Consider the following 17,784-nt stretch of genomic DNA (forward strand, 5'->3'; position numbering starts at 1 on the left):
CTCCTTAGAAGCGGCCAATATAATTTTTGGCTTGGGGCAGTTGCGTTATAACGTGGTGTTTAAATAGAAATTGGGCGTAATCATCGTAGCGTTTAAAATCGACAGCCGCAGGACGCAAAGCAAATCGGGTTAACGTATCGTTCCATGCTTGATGGTTAAGCTTGTTATCTAACGTATCGGGCGCGTATTGAATAAACTGTTTCCACGCTGCATCTGGGTGATTGATGATATAGGTGGTTGCTTGAGTAATTGCGGCATTAAATGCGGTGATCGCTTGGCGGTTATAATGTTTACTGTTAGCAACAAAGATTAATTCATCATAACTAGGAATACCGTTCTCTTCTGGGAAAAATGATGTAGTCGGGTAGCCTTCTAGTGCTAATTGATTGGTTTCAAAGTTACGTAATCCACCCCAAATAGCATCAACTTTGCCTGATGCCAATGAAGATGATAACGCCCAGCCGACATTGACGATGTTGACATCACTTAATTTTACACCGTGATCAGCTAGCATGGCGCCAATGGTGGCGTCTTCATTGCCTGCGACTGAAATACCAATGGTTTTACCTTTCAGTTGTGATAAATCAGTGATGCCACTTTTCTTTAATACCATCAATGTATTAAGCGGTGTCGCAATCAAGGTTGCGGTTTTAATTAAAGGTAAGCCAGCAGCAACATCAATGGTTAAATTAGGCTGATAAGAAACGGCAAGATCGATTTTATTGGCGGCGACTAATTTAGGTGGTAATGATGGGTCGGCAGGTTGCTGAATATCAACCTCGATCCCATGCTGTTTAAAATACCCCCGTTCTTGGGCAATAATAATCGGACCATGATTAGGGTTTACAAACCAATCGAGCATTAGGCTTATTTTAGTGAGCTTTTGGGGGGCGGTTGTCGCATCTGCGCTGACCGAGAAGCCAAACAGCATCAACATTGTTGTGGTAATTAACAAAATATGTTTCACAATAGATCCTTTAAAGAGTGAGTCTAAAAATAGGTATTAGGTAAAGCATTAGCCTGTTACAACCGTTGCCATGGAATAAAGCGCTTTAATAATTTATCGGTAATGAAATACAGTGATATTGATAACAATGACAAAATAAACAGCGCGGCAAACATTTCATCAATCATCATCCGCGCATTGGCTTGTAGCATTAAATAACCTAAGCCTTTGCTCGCACCCACCCATTCGCCAGCGACAGCACCAATCGGGGCAATTACCACCGCAACTCGAATGCCAGAAGCTAGGGCAGGTAAGGCGGCAGGAAAGCGAATATATTTAAGCTGTTGCCATTTGGTCGCGCCCATCGTGGCGGATAACTCAAGGTAACCGGTGGGGGTATTACGTAAGCCGTCATAACAACAAGTGGTGACGGGGAAAAAGATAATTAACGCTGCCATTACCACTTTGGATCCCATACCGTAGCCTAACCACAGCATTAATACCGGAGCGATGGCAAATACAGGGATGGCTTGACTGGCAATCAGTAACGGTAATAACCACTGTTTAACGGGCTTAAACAGCAGCATTTGTAAGGCAAAAAATAGCCCTAATGATAAACCGAGTATTAGCCCAAGGATGATCTCTTGAGCTGTGACCCAAGTGTTACTTAGCAATACGTCATAACGTGTTATTAACCGCTGCGCGACATCAAGCGGTGGCGGTAAAATAAAGCTCGGCAAGTTGAATACCACCACCGTCAGTTGCCATAATCCAAGTAGCACACTAATACTGATCAGAAACCGTATTGGTGTCGCAAGTTCACGCTGTGGGTGCCGTTGTTGATGGGACGATGTGGTGGTGATTAAACGGGTAATATCAGTCATGATCGTGTGCCAATATGTCAAAAATACGTTGCTGGTGGCTGGCTGATTCAGCATCAAAGCGCCGTGGTGGCAATGTTGGCGGCAACGATAATGCCGTCGCGAAAGCGGGTTCGCCTTGCAAAATATACAGCTGATCACTTAATCGAATCGCTTCTTGAGGATCATGGGTAATCAACACCACAGTTTTATGCTTGAGTAACTTTACAAACAGATCTTGAAGGCGATAGCGAGTGACGGCATCCAATGCCGAAAACGGTTCATCCATTAATACAATCGGTTGATCTTGTAACAGCGTTCTTGCGAGGGCGACTCGTTGGCGCATACCGCCCGATAATTGTTGTGGTAGTAGTTGATGTTTATCTGCTAAACCAACGTGTTCTAATAATGTCATTGCCCGTTGTTTTAGATTGGGTGTTGAGTTGTGATGACCGAACTTACTGCTAATACAGACATTGTCTAACACCGTTAACCAAGGCAATAACAGATCTTGTTGTGCCATATAAGCCACTCGCCCCGTTAAAGGCTGATTGTCTGAAATCGTCAGTTGACCTTGCCATTCCGTACTTTCAGAGAGTAATCCGGCTAAGAACTTGATCAGGGTGCTTTTACCACAGCCACTTTTACCCACCAGACAAGTCCATTTATTGGCGGCAATAGTCAGATTAAGGTTCTCAATTACCGCCTTATTTGTATTTGAACGGGGGCTTGAGTGATAGCGTAAACTGCCATTAGTTATGGTAATTTCCAGATCAACGCACATGGTGATGACCTGCAAAGAAGTGATTTACTGGGCCGTGACCATGACCAACATTGAGTTCATCGGCGGCGGTTATGGCGGCGGTAATGTAGCGTTTAGCCAAGGTAGTTGCCGTTGTAAGATCATTGCCTTGAGCTAAATAAGATGCGATAGCCGCAGATAAGGTACAACCCGTGCCGTGGGTGTTGTTGGTATGAATACGAGGGGTTGTCAGTTCAATAACGTCAGTGGCGAGAATGAGTAAATCAGTGCTATCACTACTTTGTTCTAAATGCCCACCTTTGAGTAACACTGCATGAGGATTAATCTCCCGTAACGCACTGATCATCGCTTGCATATCAGCCAGTGATTGTGGGATTTCTAAACCCGTTAATGCAGCGGCTTCTGGTAGGTTAGGGGTAATAATATCAGCCAGTGGCAGTAATTCTGTTTTGAGGGTAGTAATGGCATGTTGTTGTAATAACACATCACCGCTGGTGGCAACCATCACCGGATCAATGACTAAAAACTTAGGTTGGTAATGACGAATTTTAGCAGTAACCAGTTGAATAATATCACTGTCGGCGAGCATACCAATTTTCACGGCTTGAATATTGAGGTCACTGAATACGGCGTCCAGCTGTTGCTCAACCATATCAAGAGGAATGGAGAATATGCCGCTAACACCTTGAGTATTCTGGGCGGTAATCGCCGTAATAACCGAGCAAGCGTAACTGCCTGTTGCTGAAATGGCTTTAATATCGGCTTGAATGCCTGCGCCGCCGCCACTGTCTGATCCTGCAATCGTTAATACAATAGGAGTAGTTGTGTGATGCGATGATGGGTTGTGTGACATATTTCATTCCTTACGCGCTAGCATCAGGAACAAGTTATCAAGCGGGGAAGTGTAAACTGCGGTATGAGAGTGTGCAGTTGACTTAGCTTGCATCTATTAACGTTGGTAATCCGTTGATAGTTAGTTCCCTCCGCCAGTGTTAACTGGTTCAGGTTCAACGGGTCCCACCATTACAGTGATCTCAGCTTAACGCCCCCCGACTAATGGCAATTATCCTAATTCAGAATAATTGGATTGTCACTCTATATTTTATTAAGAAATAACACGTTACAAACATTACGCGAGATTGTTAATAAATAACATATTAAATTGGTGAAGGTTTTATTGTTGTGAACTGAAGTGGTTTTTTGGTATATGAATCTGATACTGACTATTTATAAATGAGATAGGTGTCAGTTTTTCGGTGCTTATTTTGATTTGTTATACTGCTAATTCTAATAGCAATGAATTATAAAGAAAATCAGAAACCGATTGATTACAAAGGAACGCTTGTTCGTCATTATTACCATAGACGTACATATTTGTAATCCAGCGTAATTCTTCTTTTTTAAATGTTTCATTTAAGAAATCAGTTGTTTGACCTTTAGTTCTTGAGGCACAAAAAATAATATCACAGCGACGATTATTATTAATTTGTGTTAAACCTGATTCGATAGCACCTCGGTCATCGCCACCCGTAATAATGCCTATTTTTTTATTTTTTAGAATGAATGTTACGGCAAAATCATCCTCATTTGGAATAGTGATACTTGCTATTGCTATTGCTATTTGTTCTAATTTTTTTGCTAAAAGACGTAGTGAGGTGGTTTTTCCAGTGTTTGAACTACCATAAAGGACACAAATTAAATTATTCTCAGACATATTTTCCATCGCAGGTTATACCGTTATTGAAAATATAATAACTTATGTTGGTGGTTGAAAGTTTGCGCTATTCCATAAAAATACAAGATAATCATAGTGTTGTCATTTTTTGAGTGATATTTTTTACTGAGTATTGTATAGAAATATTCTAGGATAGGTTTGGTGATAATCTAGGTTTGAAAGTGCAGACTTTTGTTTATATAAAGCTAATATTGAAGAGGCTCTAGTATGAGCCTTTTGGTGGCGTGACGCAGAGTTAGTATTTGTGCATCAAAATATATTTTTAATATCACGATAAAAATTCTCATGAGAACCTAAAGCCATTAATTCAAGAGTAACAGTACCATCTTCATAGCTGTAGCCAAGTAACATTAATTGCTTAACCATTTTGAATTTATGGACACGTAAAAAGGATAGGTCTCCTTTTTTTTGTTCACCGAGTAATGGTTCTTTTATTAATTCTTTAACGGCATTATCTAGATCTGTTTTTTGATTTTTATGTAGTTTCTTTACCGCCTTTTTAAAGGTAGGAGTCTGTAAAACTTGAGTTATATTAGTCAAATTGATAACTCTCTAATTGACCCATCTCTTTTTCAGCTTTAGCAATAATTGCTTGTTTTACAAACTCATAAGATAATTCTGGATTATCTTCCATTATTGCTCCAATTTTTGCCCAATGTTCTATTTGTTTTGGTGCTGTTCGGCTAAGGGCTTTAGCCATAATTGTCGCTTTGTCGACTAATTCTTGATCTAGTCTAATACTTGCTGTTGCCATTTTAAATTATCCTTTAGTTCGTTTTCTATATTGTAGCGTATTGCTACATATGTCGCAATTTGCATCTTCATGTTAAGTGCCAACAGCGGCTATCTAATGCTTATTCTCCACTGAGAAAAATAGCAGAAAAATAGGACAGCCATAAAAGTGTTAATGGTTCAACGACCGTCATTTTTTCAAATGGGACACGACTATTTTAATACCCGCGAGGGCGATAGGGAATCTACTTGCCGCGCGTTGAGTTTTTAAAATAAAGAGATGGCTGTCCTATGTTCTTTGGACAAGCCCGAGCGGCTTTATATAAGTAAATATTGAAAATATCATGAAAGGTGATATTGAAATAAAAAAGATAGGACAGCCATAAAAGTATATAAACATATGGCTGTCCTGTCTTTGTGATAAAAGTGTTAATGGTTCAACGACCATCATTTTTTCAAATCGAACATAGATGGGACTCGACTGTTTTAATGCCCGCGAGGGCGATAGGGAATCTACTAACCGCGCGTTGAGTTTTTAAAATAAAGATATGGCTGTCCTATGTTCTCTGTTAAATCACGTAAATAAATGTGGTTAATTGTATTGATTTTGTAAAGTTAGTTTTCATTTGTCGCAACTAATAATAGTTGACCAATGGTAACGATAATCAATATCATTAGCGTCTTTGTTGTAATCATTCAGGGAATAGATAATGAAAAAAACACCTATCGCAATCGCATCAACGTTAATTTTGTTTTCAGCCACTGCAATTTCTCAAGAATACCCTTTAGGCCAGCCGACAATTAAAGATGGAATGGAAATACAAGGGGTTTATTTACAGCCGATTACTATGGATATGGAAGGTATGGGTATGGCTCAATTACCCGCGAGTAAGGCTGACGTTCATTTAGAAGCAGATATTCATGCTGTTGAAGAAAATCCAAATGGATTTGCAGAGGGAGATTGGATTCCATATCTAACGATTAAATACTCGGTTACTAAACTAGGTGATAAAGAAACCACACAGTCAGGTATGTTTATGCCAATGATTGCTAGTGATGGCCCTCACTATGGTAAAAATATTAAACTTGATGGTAAGGGAAAATATAAAGTGAGTTTTACCATTTATCCACCTTCATATAATAAGAACGCACCATTTTTCCGCCATATAGATAAAGAGACTGGTGTTGCCCCTTGGTTTAAGCCTTTTGATGTATCGTGGGAATTTAATTATGCCGGGGTTGGGCGTAAAGGTAGTTATTAATCGTTATATATAAATAAAAAGGGAAGGTTCGACTTCCCTTATTTTTGTTTATTAAGTTAATGTGAGGCAAAATGAAAAAGTATATTCCTTTTATTATTCTATCATTTTATTTATTTTCGCCAATATCTGCTTATGCAGCTGAAAAATACACGGTTTATTTGAAAATTAATAATGGTGAGTTTATTCCTCCTGTTTTAAATGTACCGACTAATAAAATTATACGAATTAAAATTTCAAATATAGGTAATCAACCTGCAGAATTTGAAAGTACTCAATTACGCAAAGAAAAGGTGCTAGCACCAGGTGCAAGTTCTGTAGTGATTATTGCTCCTCTTAGACAAGGAACATACACTTTTTTTGATGATTTTCATTTAGAACATTTACACGGAAAAATTATAGCTCAAGAGCCAAGCCAATGAAGGGACAAGTATTATTTGTAATTTGGCGTGAAAGTATTGAAGCCTTACTTTTAATTGGCATCATTTATGCGTGGATCAAGCAGCATGTCGATAGCCAAAGTGGCTTACGTTACCTGTGGGGTGGAATAGCCATTGGTATTGGATCTTCTATTTTATTAGCACTGCTTATTTATGGTGTTTTTAATGTGTTAAACGATACAGAACAGTCATTATTTATGATTATTATGGAGTTTACTGCCTGTATATTAATTGTGCAAATGGTCTATTGGATGAATAGTCATAGTCACTCAATGAAGTCTGATATTGTTTCTGGATTAGAACAGCAAACTGAAAAACAAAACTGGTGGGGGGTTACGTTTATTGTTGCAATTGCGATTGCACGTGAAGGTAGCGAAATTGTAGTGTTCTTATCAGGTTTTATTATGTCTCTTAATGCAAGTAATGCGATTGATTTCTTTACAGAAGTTGCTGGAGGAATTGCAATTGCTGCGCTGACATTATACCTATTCTCATTGATTAATCATTATGTTCCCTGGCGTATATTCTTTAATGTTACCGGAGTTGTATTGTTATTCCTTGCTGTATCGCTATTACTTAAAGGTGTAGAAGAGGGCATTAATTTGCTGCTTGAATATGATTATCCTATTCCTGATTTTCTTTATTTACCCGCTTGGAATTCGACCGGATTCATTGATGATTCTGGCGTCGTTGGTAATTTATTAAATGCATTTTTTGGTTACCGTTCACAGCCAATTTGGTTAAGCGTCATTGTATTTATTGCGTACTGGATAGTTATCTCTGCTCTGTTTTTACGGAGAAAAAAGCATGCGTAATAAAACGACTATTTCAATTGCATATTTAATGATTGGGTTATTGCTTTCACAAGTGGTAGTCGCAAAAGCCTTGCGATCTCCGGTACAAACTGGCAATGAGATTATTACTGCTAAAGGTGATATTCCAACCCCTGAGAAATATCAGAAAATAACTACGCAGTATATGGATTATACTGTCAAAAATATTAATAACGCGATTGAACAGTTAAATAATTTAAAGCAAAGCCTAAAAAATAATGATGTGAGAGTGGCGCAGATGGCTTATATTCAAGCACATCAATATTATGAAACGGTTCGGCCTATTGTGATAATATTTGGTCATACCGATCGAATTATTAATTCACGTTCAAATGATTTTCTTGCTGGAGTGAAGGACTACCGTTTCAAAGGGTTTCATCTGGTTGAGTATTTACTTTTTGAACAACAGAATAATCAAGCAACTTTGAATGCTGTTGATGAATTATTGATGAATTTAAATGATGTAAAGCGAAGAGTTGAAACAGAACAGGTTGATATTGTAAAACTGATCCAATCCTCCGCTGATTTTCTTGAAATGATATTAGAAACCAAACTCGCAGGTAAAGAAAATATCTATAGTGATTCTGATTTGACTGATATTGCCGCGAATGTAAAAGGTTCTCAATATATCATTGATGGCATTATACCGTTTCTACCACATTCAACATCAGCGTCAATAATGAAAAATTTTAAAAAAATCACTGAAATTCTAGATAACTATAAAATTAAGACCAATGAATATAAACCTTATGACGATTTAAGTGTTAAAGATAAAGCGGCGTTATTTTCTGTATTAACACAGCAGGCTTATTTATTAGCAACACTAAGGGCAACATTAAACCTTGATGTGTATTACAAATATCAATATTAAAATAGGGGAATAAAAGAAATGAAAACATCATCAAGTTTTAAATTATCTAGACGTAATGCATTAAAAACATTGGTGCTTGGTAGTGCTGTCTTTACTGTTCCTGCAATAGTGGCACAAGAACGTGAGGTTGGAAGCCATTATAAAAAAAAGATCGATTATCAAGGTCTTCATCAGGCTGGAGTGATTACGAAAGAACAAAAAAATGTTTCTTTTATTAGCTGTAATGTAACAGTTATGACATTAGCTGAGCTGAAGATGTTATTTAAAGTGCTGACTGCAAGAATTACTTATTTAACTCAATCTAACAATTTACTCGTGAATGATAATGATAAGATACCACCATTCGAGTCAGGAATGCTGGGTGGACATTTAGATCCAGACTCACTAACGGTGACGGTTTCTTTGGGGGCGAATTTATTTGATTCTCGGTTTGGATTACAGCAATTAAAGCCGCGCCATCTAGTAGAAATGAAAAGTTTTCCTAATGATCAGTTAGATCCTAATTGGTGCGGAGGGGATATTGGGTTGCAGATTTGCGCTAATAGTCCCGAAAGTGTGGTTTATGCTTTACGTGATATTTTACAACATACGAGTATGTATATAGTTCCACGCTGGAAAATGGACGGTTTTTTACCTTCGCGTGATATTGATAATAAAACAACACCGGTGAATTTGTTTGGGTTTAAAGATGGTACCGGTAATGCTCCAGCAAATAATACGGATTTGATGGATGACTTAGTGTGGGTTACAGCTAAGGATAAAGAGCCTCATTGGTGTATTGGTGGTTCATATCAAGCGGTTCGTTTGATCCGTTTTAATCTTGAATTTTGGGATAGGACACCTTTAGAAGATCAAGAGAATGACTTCGGTCGCCATAAAATAACAGGTGCTCCTATCGGAATGAAACATGAGCATGACTCGCCTGAGTATGAGACAGATCCACATGGTGATCGTATTTTGTTTAATTCACATATGCGCAGAGCAGAGCCTCGTAACCCTGAACGATACACCGCAAAATTACGCCGACGTAGTTACAGTTATTCACTCGGTATCAATAATTTTGGCATGTTAGACATGGGACTTATTTTTATCTGTTACCAAAAAAATCTTCAAAAAGGCTTTATAGATACTCAAAAAAGGCTCAATGGAGAACCTCTAGAACGTTATATCAAACCTTTTGGCGGTAGTTATTATTTTGTACTGCCGGGAGTGAAAGCTAACGATGACTACCTTGGTCAAGCGTTATTTAATGATGTTTAATGAGGACTGCCAATACATTGCAGATTCTAGCTAAGCCATTACACTTAATCTTCGTATTGCTTATGTGAGCTGTTTACCAATGTTGTCGTTATTTTTGTATAAAAAACTTATGGCTGTCCCAACTTCTGCTGAACTTCTGTATCTATTGTCATCATTAGGTATATTAGTTAAAAGTATTAATACTCTTGAACCCTGCAATTACAGCATAAAGATAATAAATAAAATCACATCATTGTGTGTTTACAACATACAAGTTTATATTGAAATCTACTCAGGAAAGATAGCCAGTTTTTGTTGATTGATTTAATGTGTAAAATAAAAACAATCGCATTAAGGAATAAAAAGCGGAGATATGAAATTTTTCATAGCGTTATCGTGTATATTCATAAAGCGACTTTTGATTGGAGCTATTCCATCTGGGTATTATCGTTTTGTGGAAGAGTAAAGAAAAATATAGGACACCCATAACTTTCTATTTCGAAAATAGATAATAATTAACGCGATTATCTGAGCTTACAATCATCATTCCCTACAGTGAATGTCTGCGAGAGCGATTACCATTAGCGTGTCGTAGAATTACTATTTTATTGATATCTTTTAGACTCGATCACGCTATTAATAGATCACGGATAGCTCATGCTTCGCTTCCGAGATGACGGATAATAACCAGTGCTCTTCTCTGCTGTTAGGTATAAATTCATTTTTGTTATTCCCAATCACGTTGAAGTACATGCTTAAAGAAAAACTGTAATCCATTACGATCAATTCTGACGATACTCCATGAATGGGTTTTAATCAGTCGTGAGAAATATAGGACAGCCATAAAAGTATGTAAACATATGGCTGTCCTGCCTTTGGCTTGATAGAGAAAATGGCGGTCTTAATTAACCACTATCACCATTTATCTATAGTAAGCGTCTTGCCTTGGCGGCTACTTTCCATTGCGAGTGCGATCAGTTTGATATTCCATAACGCGTCTGTTGCGGTTACGGGTGGCGCTGTATTGGTGTTAATCGCTAATGCAAGTTCTTGAAAGTATTGTTGATAGCAACCAGACTCAGTTGTAATGGTTTCGACGCCATCTGCATCATAGAAATGACCATATTGCTCCGATGTTTCATTTGCCCATTGTGGTTTGTTAGGCAAAACGCCTGCAATTAAACACGCTTCTTGTGGATCTAAACCGTATTTCTCATAGCTTCCTTGCGTGCCTTTTACCGTAAAACGTTTGTTTGGACCAGCACTGAATAAATCACCATGTAAGGTCGCTAAATGATTAGGGTAATGCAGAACAATATTGAAGTAATCGACATTTGTTGAACCTTCACGCATGATTTCACATTGTGCGGTAATCGCATCAGGAACACCAAATAGTACCAGAGCTTGATCGATAAGGTGCGAGCCTAAATCAAATAAAAGCCCACCACCATTGGTCGCTTGTTCACGCCAACGTTGACGAACTTCTGGTCGAAAACGGTCGAAATGAGATTCAAAATGCTTTAACTCACCACAACGTTTTTCTTCAATCATCTTTTTAATTGTTAAGAAGTCACCATCCCAACGGCGATTGTGATATACGCTTAAGATTCGGTTTTTCTCTGCTGCAAGGGCAATTAATGCTTCACCATCGGCAATGTTGGTTACAAATGGTTTTTCTATGATAACGTGCTTACCGTTTTCAAGTGCTTGTTTAGCGAGCTCAAAGTGGACGTCGTTAGGGGCTGTGATAATGACAAGCTCAGCATCAGAGTGGTTCAGTAAATCTTGCGCAGATTCATAATGCTGTACATTGGGCCAATCACGATTGACTGCTTCACGATTACGGGTACTTACCGCTGTAAATTCAAATTCTGGCAAGGTGTTAATAAAGGGAATATGAAAGGTTGTTGCTGAAAAGCCGTAGCCAATAATAGCGGTTTTGATGGAAGAAAAGGTCATAATAGTCACGCTCAGTTGTTGGATAAAAGCTCAGTGCTTGTTTATGATAAAGTAAATATATTTTTAAGCTGCAAATTTATCGTTCTATGAATTATATTGTATGAAAGTAATGATTATGAATGAATTGTAAATACTAAAACAAGTGAAGATAGGACAGCCATAGCATTATAGATTTAAGTAGCATTTCGATTCATTTTTACTGTTTGGGATTATTAGAGAGAACTAAGTGAAACGTGAAGGACTGCATTGTCATCCATTTGCATGTTAGATCGGAGTGATAATAACCTTGATATCTTCAGGTTCAGCATAATAAGGTGCAGAGGTAATAAATAAATTTACACCAGTTTGTGCGTATTGTTTAGCATTGCTGATGTTTATACCGCCAGCGACGGAAAGTATTGTCGGTAAACCTGATTGTGCGAGCTGTATTATTGATTGCTTGACTTGCTCGATAGTAAATTTATCAAGTTGAATAATATCAGGAGCACCTTTTAAGATTGCAGCAACGTGATCGAGTGTATCTGCTTCGACGGTAATTTTATTTTCTGGTGCTTGTTGGCGTAGTTGACTGATTTGTTGCTTAAAGTTATTCGGCTCGGCGCAGAGATTACGATGGTTGGTGAATACCAAAATTGTTTCACTAAGGCCTGAACGATGAATATGCCCACCTCCCGCTAATACCGCAGCAGTTGCTAGTTTACGCGTTCCTGGAATACTTTTTCTTGTGCAGGCGATAATGGCGTGTGGATTGATGCTTTTTACTTGGGCAACTATTCCTGCGGTATATTGTGCAACCCCACAACTCCACTCAAGTACCAGTTGAACGGCTTTCCATCCCATATGTAGTTGCTCTGCTTTTCCTTCCACCTCAATCAATACTGTATTGGGAGCAACATCTTCTCCATCTTCAATATGGACAATAGGTTGTAGTCCCAGCTTGATTAATAGTGCTTTAGCGATTTCAATACCAGCAACTCGACCTGCGTGTTTTCTTTTGAATACCATTTTCCCCATATGTTTGTTAATACCAAGAGTACGCGTGGTGAGATCTCCTCGGTAGGCATCTTCGAGTAAAAAGGCATCAAGTTCTTGATCTGAAAAGTACAACATATAAGTTCCTATAAGTGGATAAGCTAATAATTTATCGATATATAGTAAGTTATATATCGTGTGATTTAAAGCTACATAATCGCAACGGCTAGCACTGTTTTTACGAGTAATTTTTTATTATCAGAATCAGGGGGCTATTGAAGAACAAGGAACAAAAAGGATAGGACAGCCATAAAAGAAAGAAAAGATGGGACAGCCATAACAATGTTCAAATATATGGCTGTCCTGTCTTTGTTTTTTGCGTGGGTTGCGATTTAACCCGCCATAATATCCGTTGTGTTAGCAATGTTGACACCTAAAATCTCCATCTTTTCAATAAAGACTTTCGCTTGTTGTTCAAAGCCTGCGACAGGGCTGGTGGTATCAATAAGGAGGGTTAATTTGTTAATGTCAGCAAGTGGTAGTTTATCGACCATTTGTTCAATAGTGCTTGCGACGCAGTGAGATAGGGCTTGTCCTGAAATAAAGACGCGATCACTCTGTATAACTAATGCCGTTAATTGGGGATCAAACTGAGTCTTTATATCATCGAGCAGTGGGTATTCAGCTTCACAACCACCATAGTGCTCAGTATGTGGATTTTCACCTTTAGAGATGGTGTGGCGTGAAAGGGCTGTCTGTTTTTCCCAAGCATCAATAGCGGTTTGAATCGGGGCAACAATGGTATGTCCGACTGAATTGATAATACAGTGTGTTGGCCAAATAATCAGGCTGTATTTACCTGTTTTTTCAAGGAACTGAGTATATTCAAGTACGTGACCAAGGTGCTCTAAATTGGTCGGTTGCCATAAGCCATCAACAATATTCTGATGGCTAATAAGCGTAAATGGCGCAGGATGTTGATCATGTTTATTCTGCCAATAAATCGTGTGAGCAATATCGTATTCATGGTGGCTATCAAGGGTTACAACGATATTGTTGATTTTATTTTGTTGATTATTAATAAATGTAGCAAGTCGTTGAGCATCTTCCCATGAATGAGGAACAGGAAGAGAGGGAGAGATTGTATTTGGTGGTGCACCTAAAGTGAGTTGCTCATTTAATGGTACATCATAAAAGTCGTATTGAGGATCAATGATAAGTAATGATGTTATTGTTTGATGCATTGCATACTCCTTTATGCTTTGAGGTGTTGATCTGAATCGAGTGACAGCATGGTGAAAAAGTGGAATAAATATACGTGGGTGAGCGTTAATTGAAAAGAAATAAGATGACTATCTAAAACATCTTCAAGTGCTCAGAAGAATTGGGACAGCCATAAAAGAAATACGGGGCATTGCACCATTACACGGGACAGCCAAAACATTGCAGACTTTCGATAAGCTACTAAACTTAAGCCTCGTATTGCTTATGGTGGAAGAAATGACAGTCTCAAGACGTAAATTGATCGAACCTCAAATTACTCCGTATTATCATATTATTAATCGCTGTGTTCGGCGGGCTTATTTGTGTGGTGATGATCCGTATAGTGGTAAAAATTACCAACATCGACGTGGTTGGATCGTGAATAAAATCAAGAAGCTGTCTGAGGTATTTTGTATTGATGTTTGCGCCTATGCCGTCATGAATAACCACTATCATTTAGTCTTGAAAATTGACACACAGCAACAACAGGCGCTATCACCTCAAGAGGTCATTTCTCGTTGGTTACAGTTATTTAATGGTCATCCGATTGCGGTAGATTTTGTTAATAATGGTGATGTTGGTGCAGATAAGAAACAAGCGTTATCAACATTGGTTGCAGAATGGCAGTCACGATTAGGCAGTATTAGCTGGTTTATGCGGTGTTTAAATGAAGAAATTGCGCGAAAAGCCAACAAAGAAGATGATTGTACTGGTGCTTTTTGGGAAGGGCGTTTTAAATCTCAAGCGTTGTTAGATGAACAAGCATTACTCTCTTGTATGATGTACGTTGATTTAAATCCGATTCGAGCAGGACTTACAACATCGTTGCACGACTCTGATTTTACTTCAATTCAACAGCGAATAGCAGAATGCCATCAAACGTCGATAGCAAAAAAATCAACCTTAAATTTATCATCAATTAAGCGCTCTAAAATTGGATTATTACCTTTTGTTGGCGCTGAGCATCAGGCTAAACAGGCAGGGATTCAGTTTGATTTTGTTGATTATTTAGAGCTGATTGATTGGACTGGACGTAGTATTCGCGATGATAAAAAAGGTTTTATTCCTGCCACTCAACCTAAACTGTTACAACAAATGGGGGTTAATGCAGAAGCGTGGTTAGATAATAGTAATGACTTTATGGAGCACTATACTAATGTGAGTGGTAAATGGTCGCGAATGTGTTCGTTTCAACAGCATTTTGGTGGTCGTTGGTGTAAAGGTAAGGTCGCTAGTCAAAGATTACACCCTCACTAAATTCATCTTTGTAATTACAGAAGCTTATTACCGCAATAATCGTTTATTGTGGAATTTTGTGATCTTGTTAAACAGGAAAGAAGATGTTTTATTGTTGTGAGACTGTTTTTTTCACATTCAAAACCGAAGTAAATGGTATTTGGTTGTTATTGTTTCAGTGCGTGATGGTTTTGATGCTAGAAAGATATGGCTGTCCAAAATTTAGGTGTTTGTTGCAATGAATGTCTTTTGTTTGAGCGGTAATTGTAAAAAGATATGGCTGTCCTTTGTGCTCTTTCTCGTGTGCTTGTCATGCAAAAAAAAGCCTCTTAATTTCTATTAATTAGAAACTAAGAGGCGAGGATATTAATCCTGAATATTGTTAGCTTGTGCCGTTGTTATTTTATCCCATTGATAGAAATCTTGTTTATAAGACAAGCTGCCCCATAACGCGAATGCATTCGCTGTTTTTATTTCGCTATCGGGTAATTTAGTTGGAATTAATACATGACTTGTCGGTTCATAGTGAAAAGTCATTACGTCTTTGTTTGGTTGAAAGACGACAGCATGATTATCTTTATTTAGCCACGCAAAGTTATTGTGGTATTGCATGATGGCTCTTTGTTTGTGTTGTTCTACTTCTTTGCTGAGATCATTTCCCATCATCGGGTGATAAGCACTAATACCAGCCATTGACAATAATGTTGGTGGTAAATCAAGTTGACTGGCTAATTGATTATCCTCACATGCAGATATACCACCACCAAAAATGACGGCAGGAATATGGAAGCAGTCTATTGGTACTATTTGATCACCATAAGCACGCGAATCATGATCCGCAACGAGTACAAAAATAGTATCGTCCCAATAATCTGATTTTTTAGCTTGTTCTAGAAATTTACCCAGCGCGTAATCTGAATATTTAACGGTATTTTCTCGAGTGGTCGCTGGCTGGTTATAAGGTTCTATTTTATCTTGTGGGTAATCATAAGGTGAATGATTTGTTGTTGTGAAGACTAAGCTAAAAAAGGGCTTATCTTGTTGAGAAAGCATACTAAATTGTTGGTGTGCTTTATTGTAAAGATCTTCATCACATGCGCCCCATGATCCAATAAATTCTGGATTATGAAATGTGGGCAAATCTTGAATATCAACAAAACCATTACCCAGCATGAAGCCTTTCATATTGTCAAAATGACTTTCGCCAGCATAGATGAATTGAGTATGATAATTTTCATTTTTAAGCGTTTGAGCCATCGAATAAAAATTATTTTGGCTTTTAGGTAATTTTACAATGGCATTCGCAGGTGTTGGGAAAAATCCAGTAGTAACCGCTTCAATACCTCGGATTGAACGTGTTCCAGTTGCATATAATCGAGTAAGATTCCAACTTTCTTGCATTAATTGATCGAGATTCGGCGTGAGAGGTAAACCACCTAAGCCGCCGACAAACCGCGCGCCAAGGCTTTCTTGTAGCAAAATAACGATGTTTTTGCGTTTACCAGTATTACTCGCTTTGTGATAAGCAAGTGTCGGTAGTGGTTGGTAACTAAAAGCATCTGCGGGTAATTGACTATTTTCTTGTATAGTCTGAATAATATCTTCTTTTTCCATTGGTGGATATATAGTGGACGAGTCGACTATTTTGCGCATTAGTTTCATTGCATATAGAACTGAATACGTCGAGTTTAATGGAAAATCATTCATGAGGTTATCATGTGAAAAGGCGATCATGGATGGATTTATAGCGCGGTGACCGAATGTCGAACGTGCACCTATAACACACAGTGCGACAGTACTCAAAGCTATAATAGGACGCCAGTACCACGCTGGAACCGAAAGGTCTTGAACAAGGTAGTTTGAAAATATCCAACCAAAATAGAGTGTTGTTAGTGAAATGATTAAACCAAGAGCTAACTCAAGTTTATAGCCACTCCACATCATGCTCATTACTTCTTTTGGATAGATAAGGTATTCAACAAATAGGCGGTTTGGACGTACATCATATTCTTTAATGAAAAACGGTGTTGCAGCTTCCATATAGACTAAAAGCCATAGTCCAAACGTGATCCATAATGAGAGTATTACCAACCAGATATGACTTAAATAAGGGGTACCAATGAGAAAGGGGGATATAAGACAAGGTACGATGACCAGGTAACACATACTAACGATATCCATTCTCAACCCAGAGCTGAAAATTATCTTCCAGCCATGTGCATTAGAAACACGCTCTTTTTGCCAGAGACATAAAAAGACACGCGAAATTGTTAATACTGCAATGCCAGAAAGAAAAAACATGAGTATAGGGAACATTACGCCAGTCATCTTTTTAATTGGATCTAACAGGGTAAAAAAGTCCATAAATTAACTGCTTAAATAGTTTGAGATTGTTTCAAGTGTAATTTTGATAGCTAGTTTTCAAAAAAGTTTCAATATAAATGCATTTATCACAAATAAAGAGGCATGATATTTGTATAAAGAACGTTTTGGCTGTATTTCTATATTTTTGTCGATGAAGTTGCTGTTTTGCTGTGGGTGATTTTTAACCATCAAACGAATGGATTCATTTTATTGATAATTTCTAGGTTTAACGTGTTGTGTTTTTGTAGCCCTACAGAATGTGATAGGTTGTGAATAATGAATAAAAAGCCGTTATTATTTTTGTCATTTAAT

General features: G+C 38.0%; 17 protein-coding genes, 1 pseudogene and 1 riboswitch. Of the genes and pseudogenes, 6 read left to right on the top strand and 12 right to left on the bottom strand.

Translation table 11 applies throughout. The features are described 5' to 3' along the window. Positions 1-4 precede the first annotated feature (4 nt). The 7 genes and pseudogenes from CIK00_RS18130 to CIK00_RS18160 all read right to left on the bottom strand — a co-directional run bounded on the left by CIK00_RS18130 (position 5) and on the right by CIK00_RS18160 (position 5,058). Positions 5-931, bottom strand: coding sequence for an ABC transporter substrate-binding protein (locus tag CIK00_RS18130; RefSeq protein WP_232602783.1), 927 nt, complete (start codon positions 929-931; stop codon positions 5-7). Positions 932-1,023: 92 nt separating this feature from the next. Then, positions 1,024-1,749 (bottom strand): annotated as a pseudogene (locus CIK00_RS18135) (ABC transporter permease); the annotation flags it as partial. A 73-nt stretch (positions 1,750-1,822) separates the two neighbouring features. Then, complete coding sequence (locus tag CIK00_RS18140; protein ID WP_101770028.1) at positions 1,823-2,590, bottom strand: ABC transporter ATP-binding protein; 768 nt, start codon at positions 2,588-2,590, stop codon at positions 1,823-1,825. Next, complete coding sequence (gene thiD / locus CIK00_RS18145; protein ID WP_101770029.1) at positions 2,580-3,422, bottom strand: bifunctional hydroxymethylpyrimidine kinase/phosphomethylpyrimidine kinase; 843 nt, start codon at positions 3,420-3,422, stop codon at positions 2,580-2,582. The genes CIK00_RS18140 and thiD overlap by 11 nt, the downstream gene beginning before the upstream one ends. Positions 3,423-3,530: 108 nt before the next feature. Next, positions 3,531-3,631: riboswitch (TPP riboswitch) on the bottom strand. Positions 3,632-3,842: 211 nt separating this feature from the next. Beyond that, complete coding sequence (locus CIK00_RS18150) at positions 3,843-4,283, bottom strand: hypothetical protein (protein WP_144043183.1); 441 nt, start codon at positions 4,281-4,283, stop codon at positions 3,843-3,845. A gap of 270 nt (positions 4,284-4,553) precedes the next feature. Beyond that, positions 4,554-4,844 (bottom strand): type II toxin-antitoxin system RelE/ParE family toxin, encoded by a 291-nt coding sequence (locus tag CIK00_RS18155; protein ID WP_101770031.1) that lies wholly within the window; start codon positions 4,842-4,844, stop codon positions 4,554-4,556. After that, the gene (locus CIK00_RS18160; protein ID WP_101770032.1) at positions 4,837-5,058 is read right to left on the bottom strand and encodes a TA system antitoxin ParD family protein; all 222 of its coding nucleotides are present in this window, start codon (positions 5,056-5,058) and stop codon (positions 4,837-4,839) included. Before CIK00_RS18160 ends, CIK00_RS18155 begins: the two co-directional genes overlap by 8 nt. A gap of 688 nt (positions 5,059-5,746) precedes the next feature. Here CIK00_RS18160 and CIK00_RS18165 point away from each other — a divergent pair. The 5 genes from CIK00_RS18165 to efeB all read left to right on the top strand — a co-directional run bounded on the left by CIK00_RS18165 (position 5,747) and on the right by efeB (position 9,699). Further along, complete coding sequence (locus CIK00_RS18165; RefSeq protein ID WP_101770033.1) at positions 5,747-6,298, top strand: iron transporter; 552 nt, start codon at positions 5,747-5,749, stop codon at positions 6,296-6,298. A 71-nt stretch (positions 6,299-6,369) separates the two neighbouring features. Then, positions 6,370-6,717, top strand: a complete 348-nt coding sequence (locus tag CIK00_RS18170; RefSeq protein ID WP_101770034.1) for a cupredoxin domain-containing protein — start codon at positions 6,370-6,372, stop codon at positions 6,715-6,717. Continuing rightward, positions 6,714-7,550, top strand: a complete 837-nt coding sequence (locus CIK00_RS18175) for an FTR1 family iron permease (protein WP_101770035.1) — start codon at positions 6,714-6,716, stop codon at positions 7,548-7,550. The genes CIK00_RS18170 and CIK00_RS18175 overlap by 4 nt, the downstream gene beginning before the upstream one ends. After that, positions 7,543-8,439: an EfeM/EfeO family lipoprotein gene (locus tag CIK00_RS18180; RefSeq protein ID WP_101770036.1), complete on the top strand. Its 897-nt coding sequence runs from the start codon at positions 7,543-7,545 to the stop codon at positions 8,437-8,439. Before CIK00_RS18175 ends, CIK00_RS18180 begins: the two co-directional genes overlap by 8 nt. A gap of 18 nt (positions 8,440-8,457) precedes the next feature. Next, on the top strand, positions 8,458-9,699 hold the full coding sequence (efeB, locus tag CIK00_RS18185) for an iron uptake transporter deferrochelatase/peroxidase subunit (protein WP_101770037.1): 1,242 nt from the start codon (positions 8,458-8,460) through the stop codon (positions 9,697-9,699). A gap of 706 nt (positions 9,700-10,405) precedes the next feature. Here the strand turns inward: efeB and CIK00_RS21195 are convergent. The 4 genes from CIK00_RS21195 to CIK00_RS18200 form a co-directional block, all read right to left on the bottom strand. Further along, positions 10,406-10,522 carry a phage integrase N-terminal SAM-like domain-containing protein gene (locus tag CIK00_RS21195; RefSeq protein ID WP_107236608.1) on the bottom strand — a complete coding sequence of 39 codons (117 nt, stop codon included), beginning with the start codon at positions 10,520-10,522 and terminating at the stop codon, positions 10,406-10,408. Between the two features lie 71 nt (positions 10,523-10,593). Then, positions 10,594-11,637, bottom strand: a complete 1,044-nt coding sequence (locus CIK00_RS18190; RefSeq protein WP_101770038.1) for an oxidoreductase — start codon at positions 11,635-11,637, stop codon at positions 10,594-10,596. A gap of 264 nt (positions 11,638-11,901) precedes the next feature. After that, positions 11,902-12,747 carry a ModD protein gene (modD, locus tag CIK00_RS18195; RefSeq protein ID WP_101770039.1) on the bottom strand — a complete coding sequence of 282 codons (846 nt, stop codon included), beginning with the start codon at positions 12,745-12,747 and terminating at the stop codon, positions 11,902-11,904. A 254-nt stretch (positions 12,748-13,001) separates the two neighbouring features. Then, positions 13,002-13,853, bottom strand: a complete 852-nt coding sequence (locus CIK00_RS18200; RefSeq protein ID WP_101770040.1) for a cysteine hydrolase family protein — start codon at positions 13,851-13,853, stop codon at positions 13,002-13,004. A gap of 256 nt (positions 13,854-14,109) precedes the next feature. Here CIK00_RS18200 and CIK00_RS18205 point away from each other — a divergent pair, with 256 nt between their 5' ends. Then, entirely contained in the window at positions 14,110-15,129 is a 1,020-nt protein-coding gene (locus CIK00_RS18205; RefSeq protein WP_101770041.1) for a transposase, read from the top strand. 345 nt (positions 15,130-15,474) lie between these two features. Here CIK00_RS18205 and CIK00_RS18210 read toward each other — a convergent pair whose 3' ends face one another. Beyond that, positions 15,475-17,472 carry an LTA synthase family protein gene (locus tag CIK00_RS18210; protein ID WP_101770042.1) on the bottom strand — a complete coding sequence of 666 codons (1,998 nt, stop codon included), beginning with the start codon at positions 17,470-17,472 and terminating at the stop codon, positions 15,475-15,477. Positions 17,473-17,784 lie beyond the last annotated feature (312 nt).

This window comes from Photobacterium carnosum, from assembly GCF_002849605.1.
Lineage (GTDB): Bacteria > Pseudomonadota > Gammaproteobacteria > Enterobacterales > Vibrionaceae > Photobacterium > Photobacterium carnosum.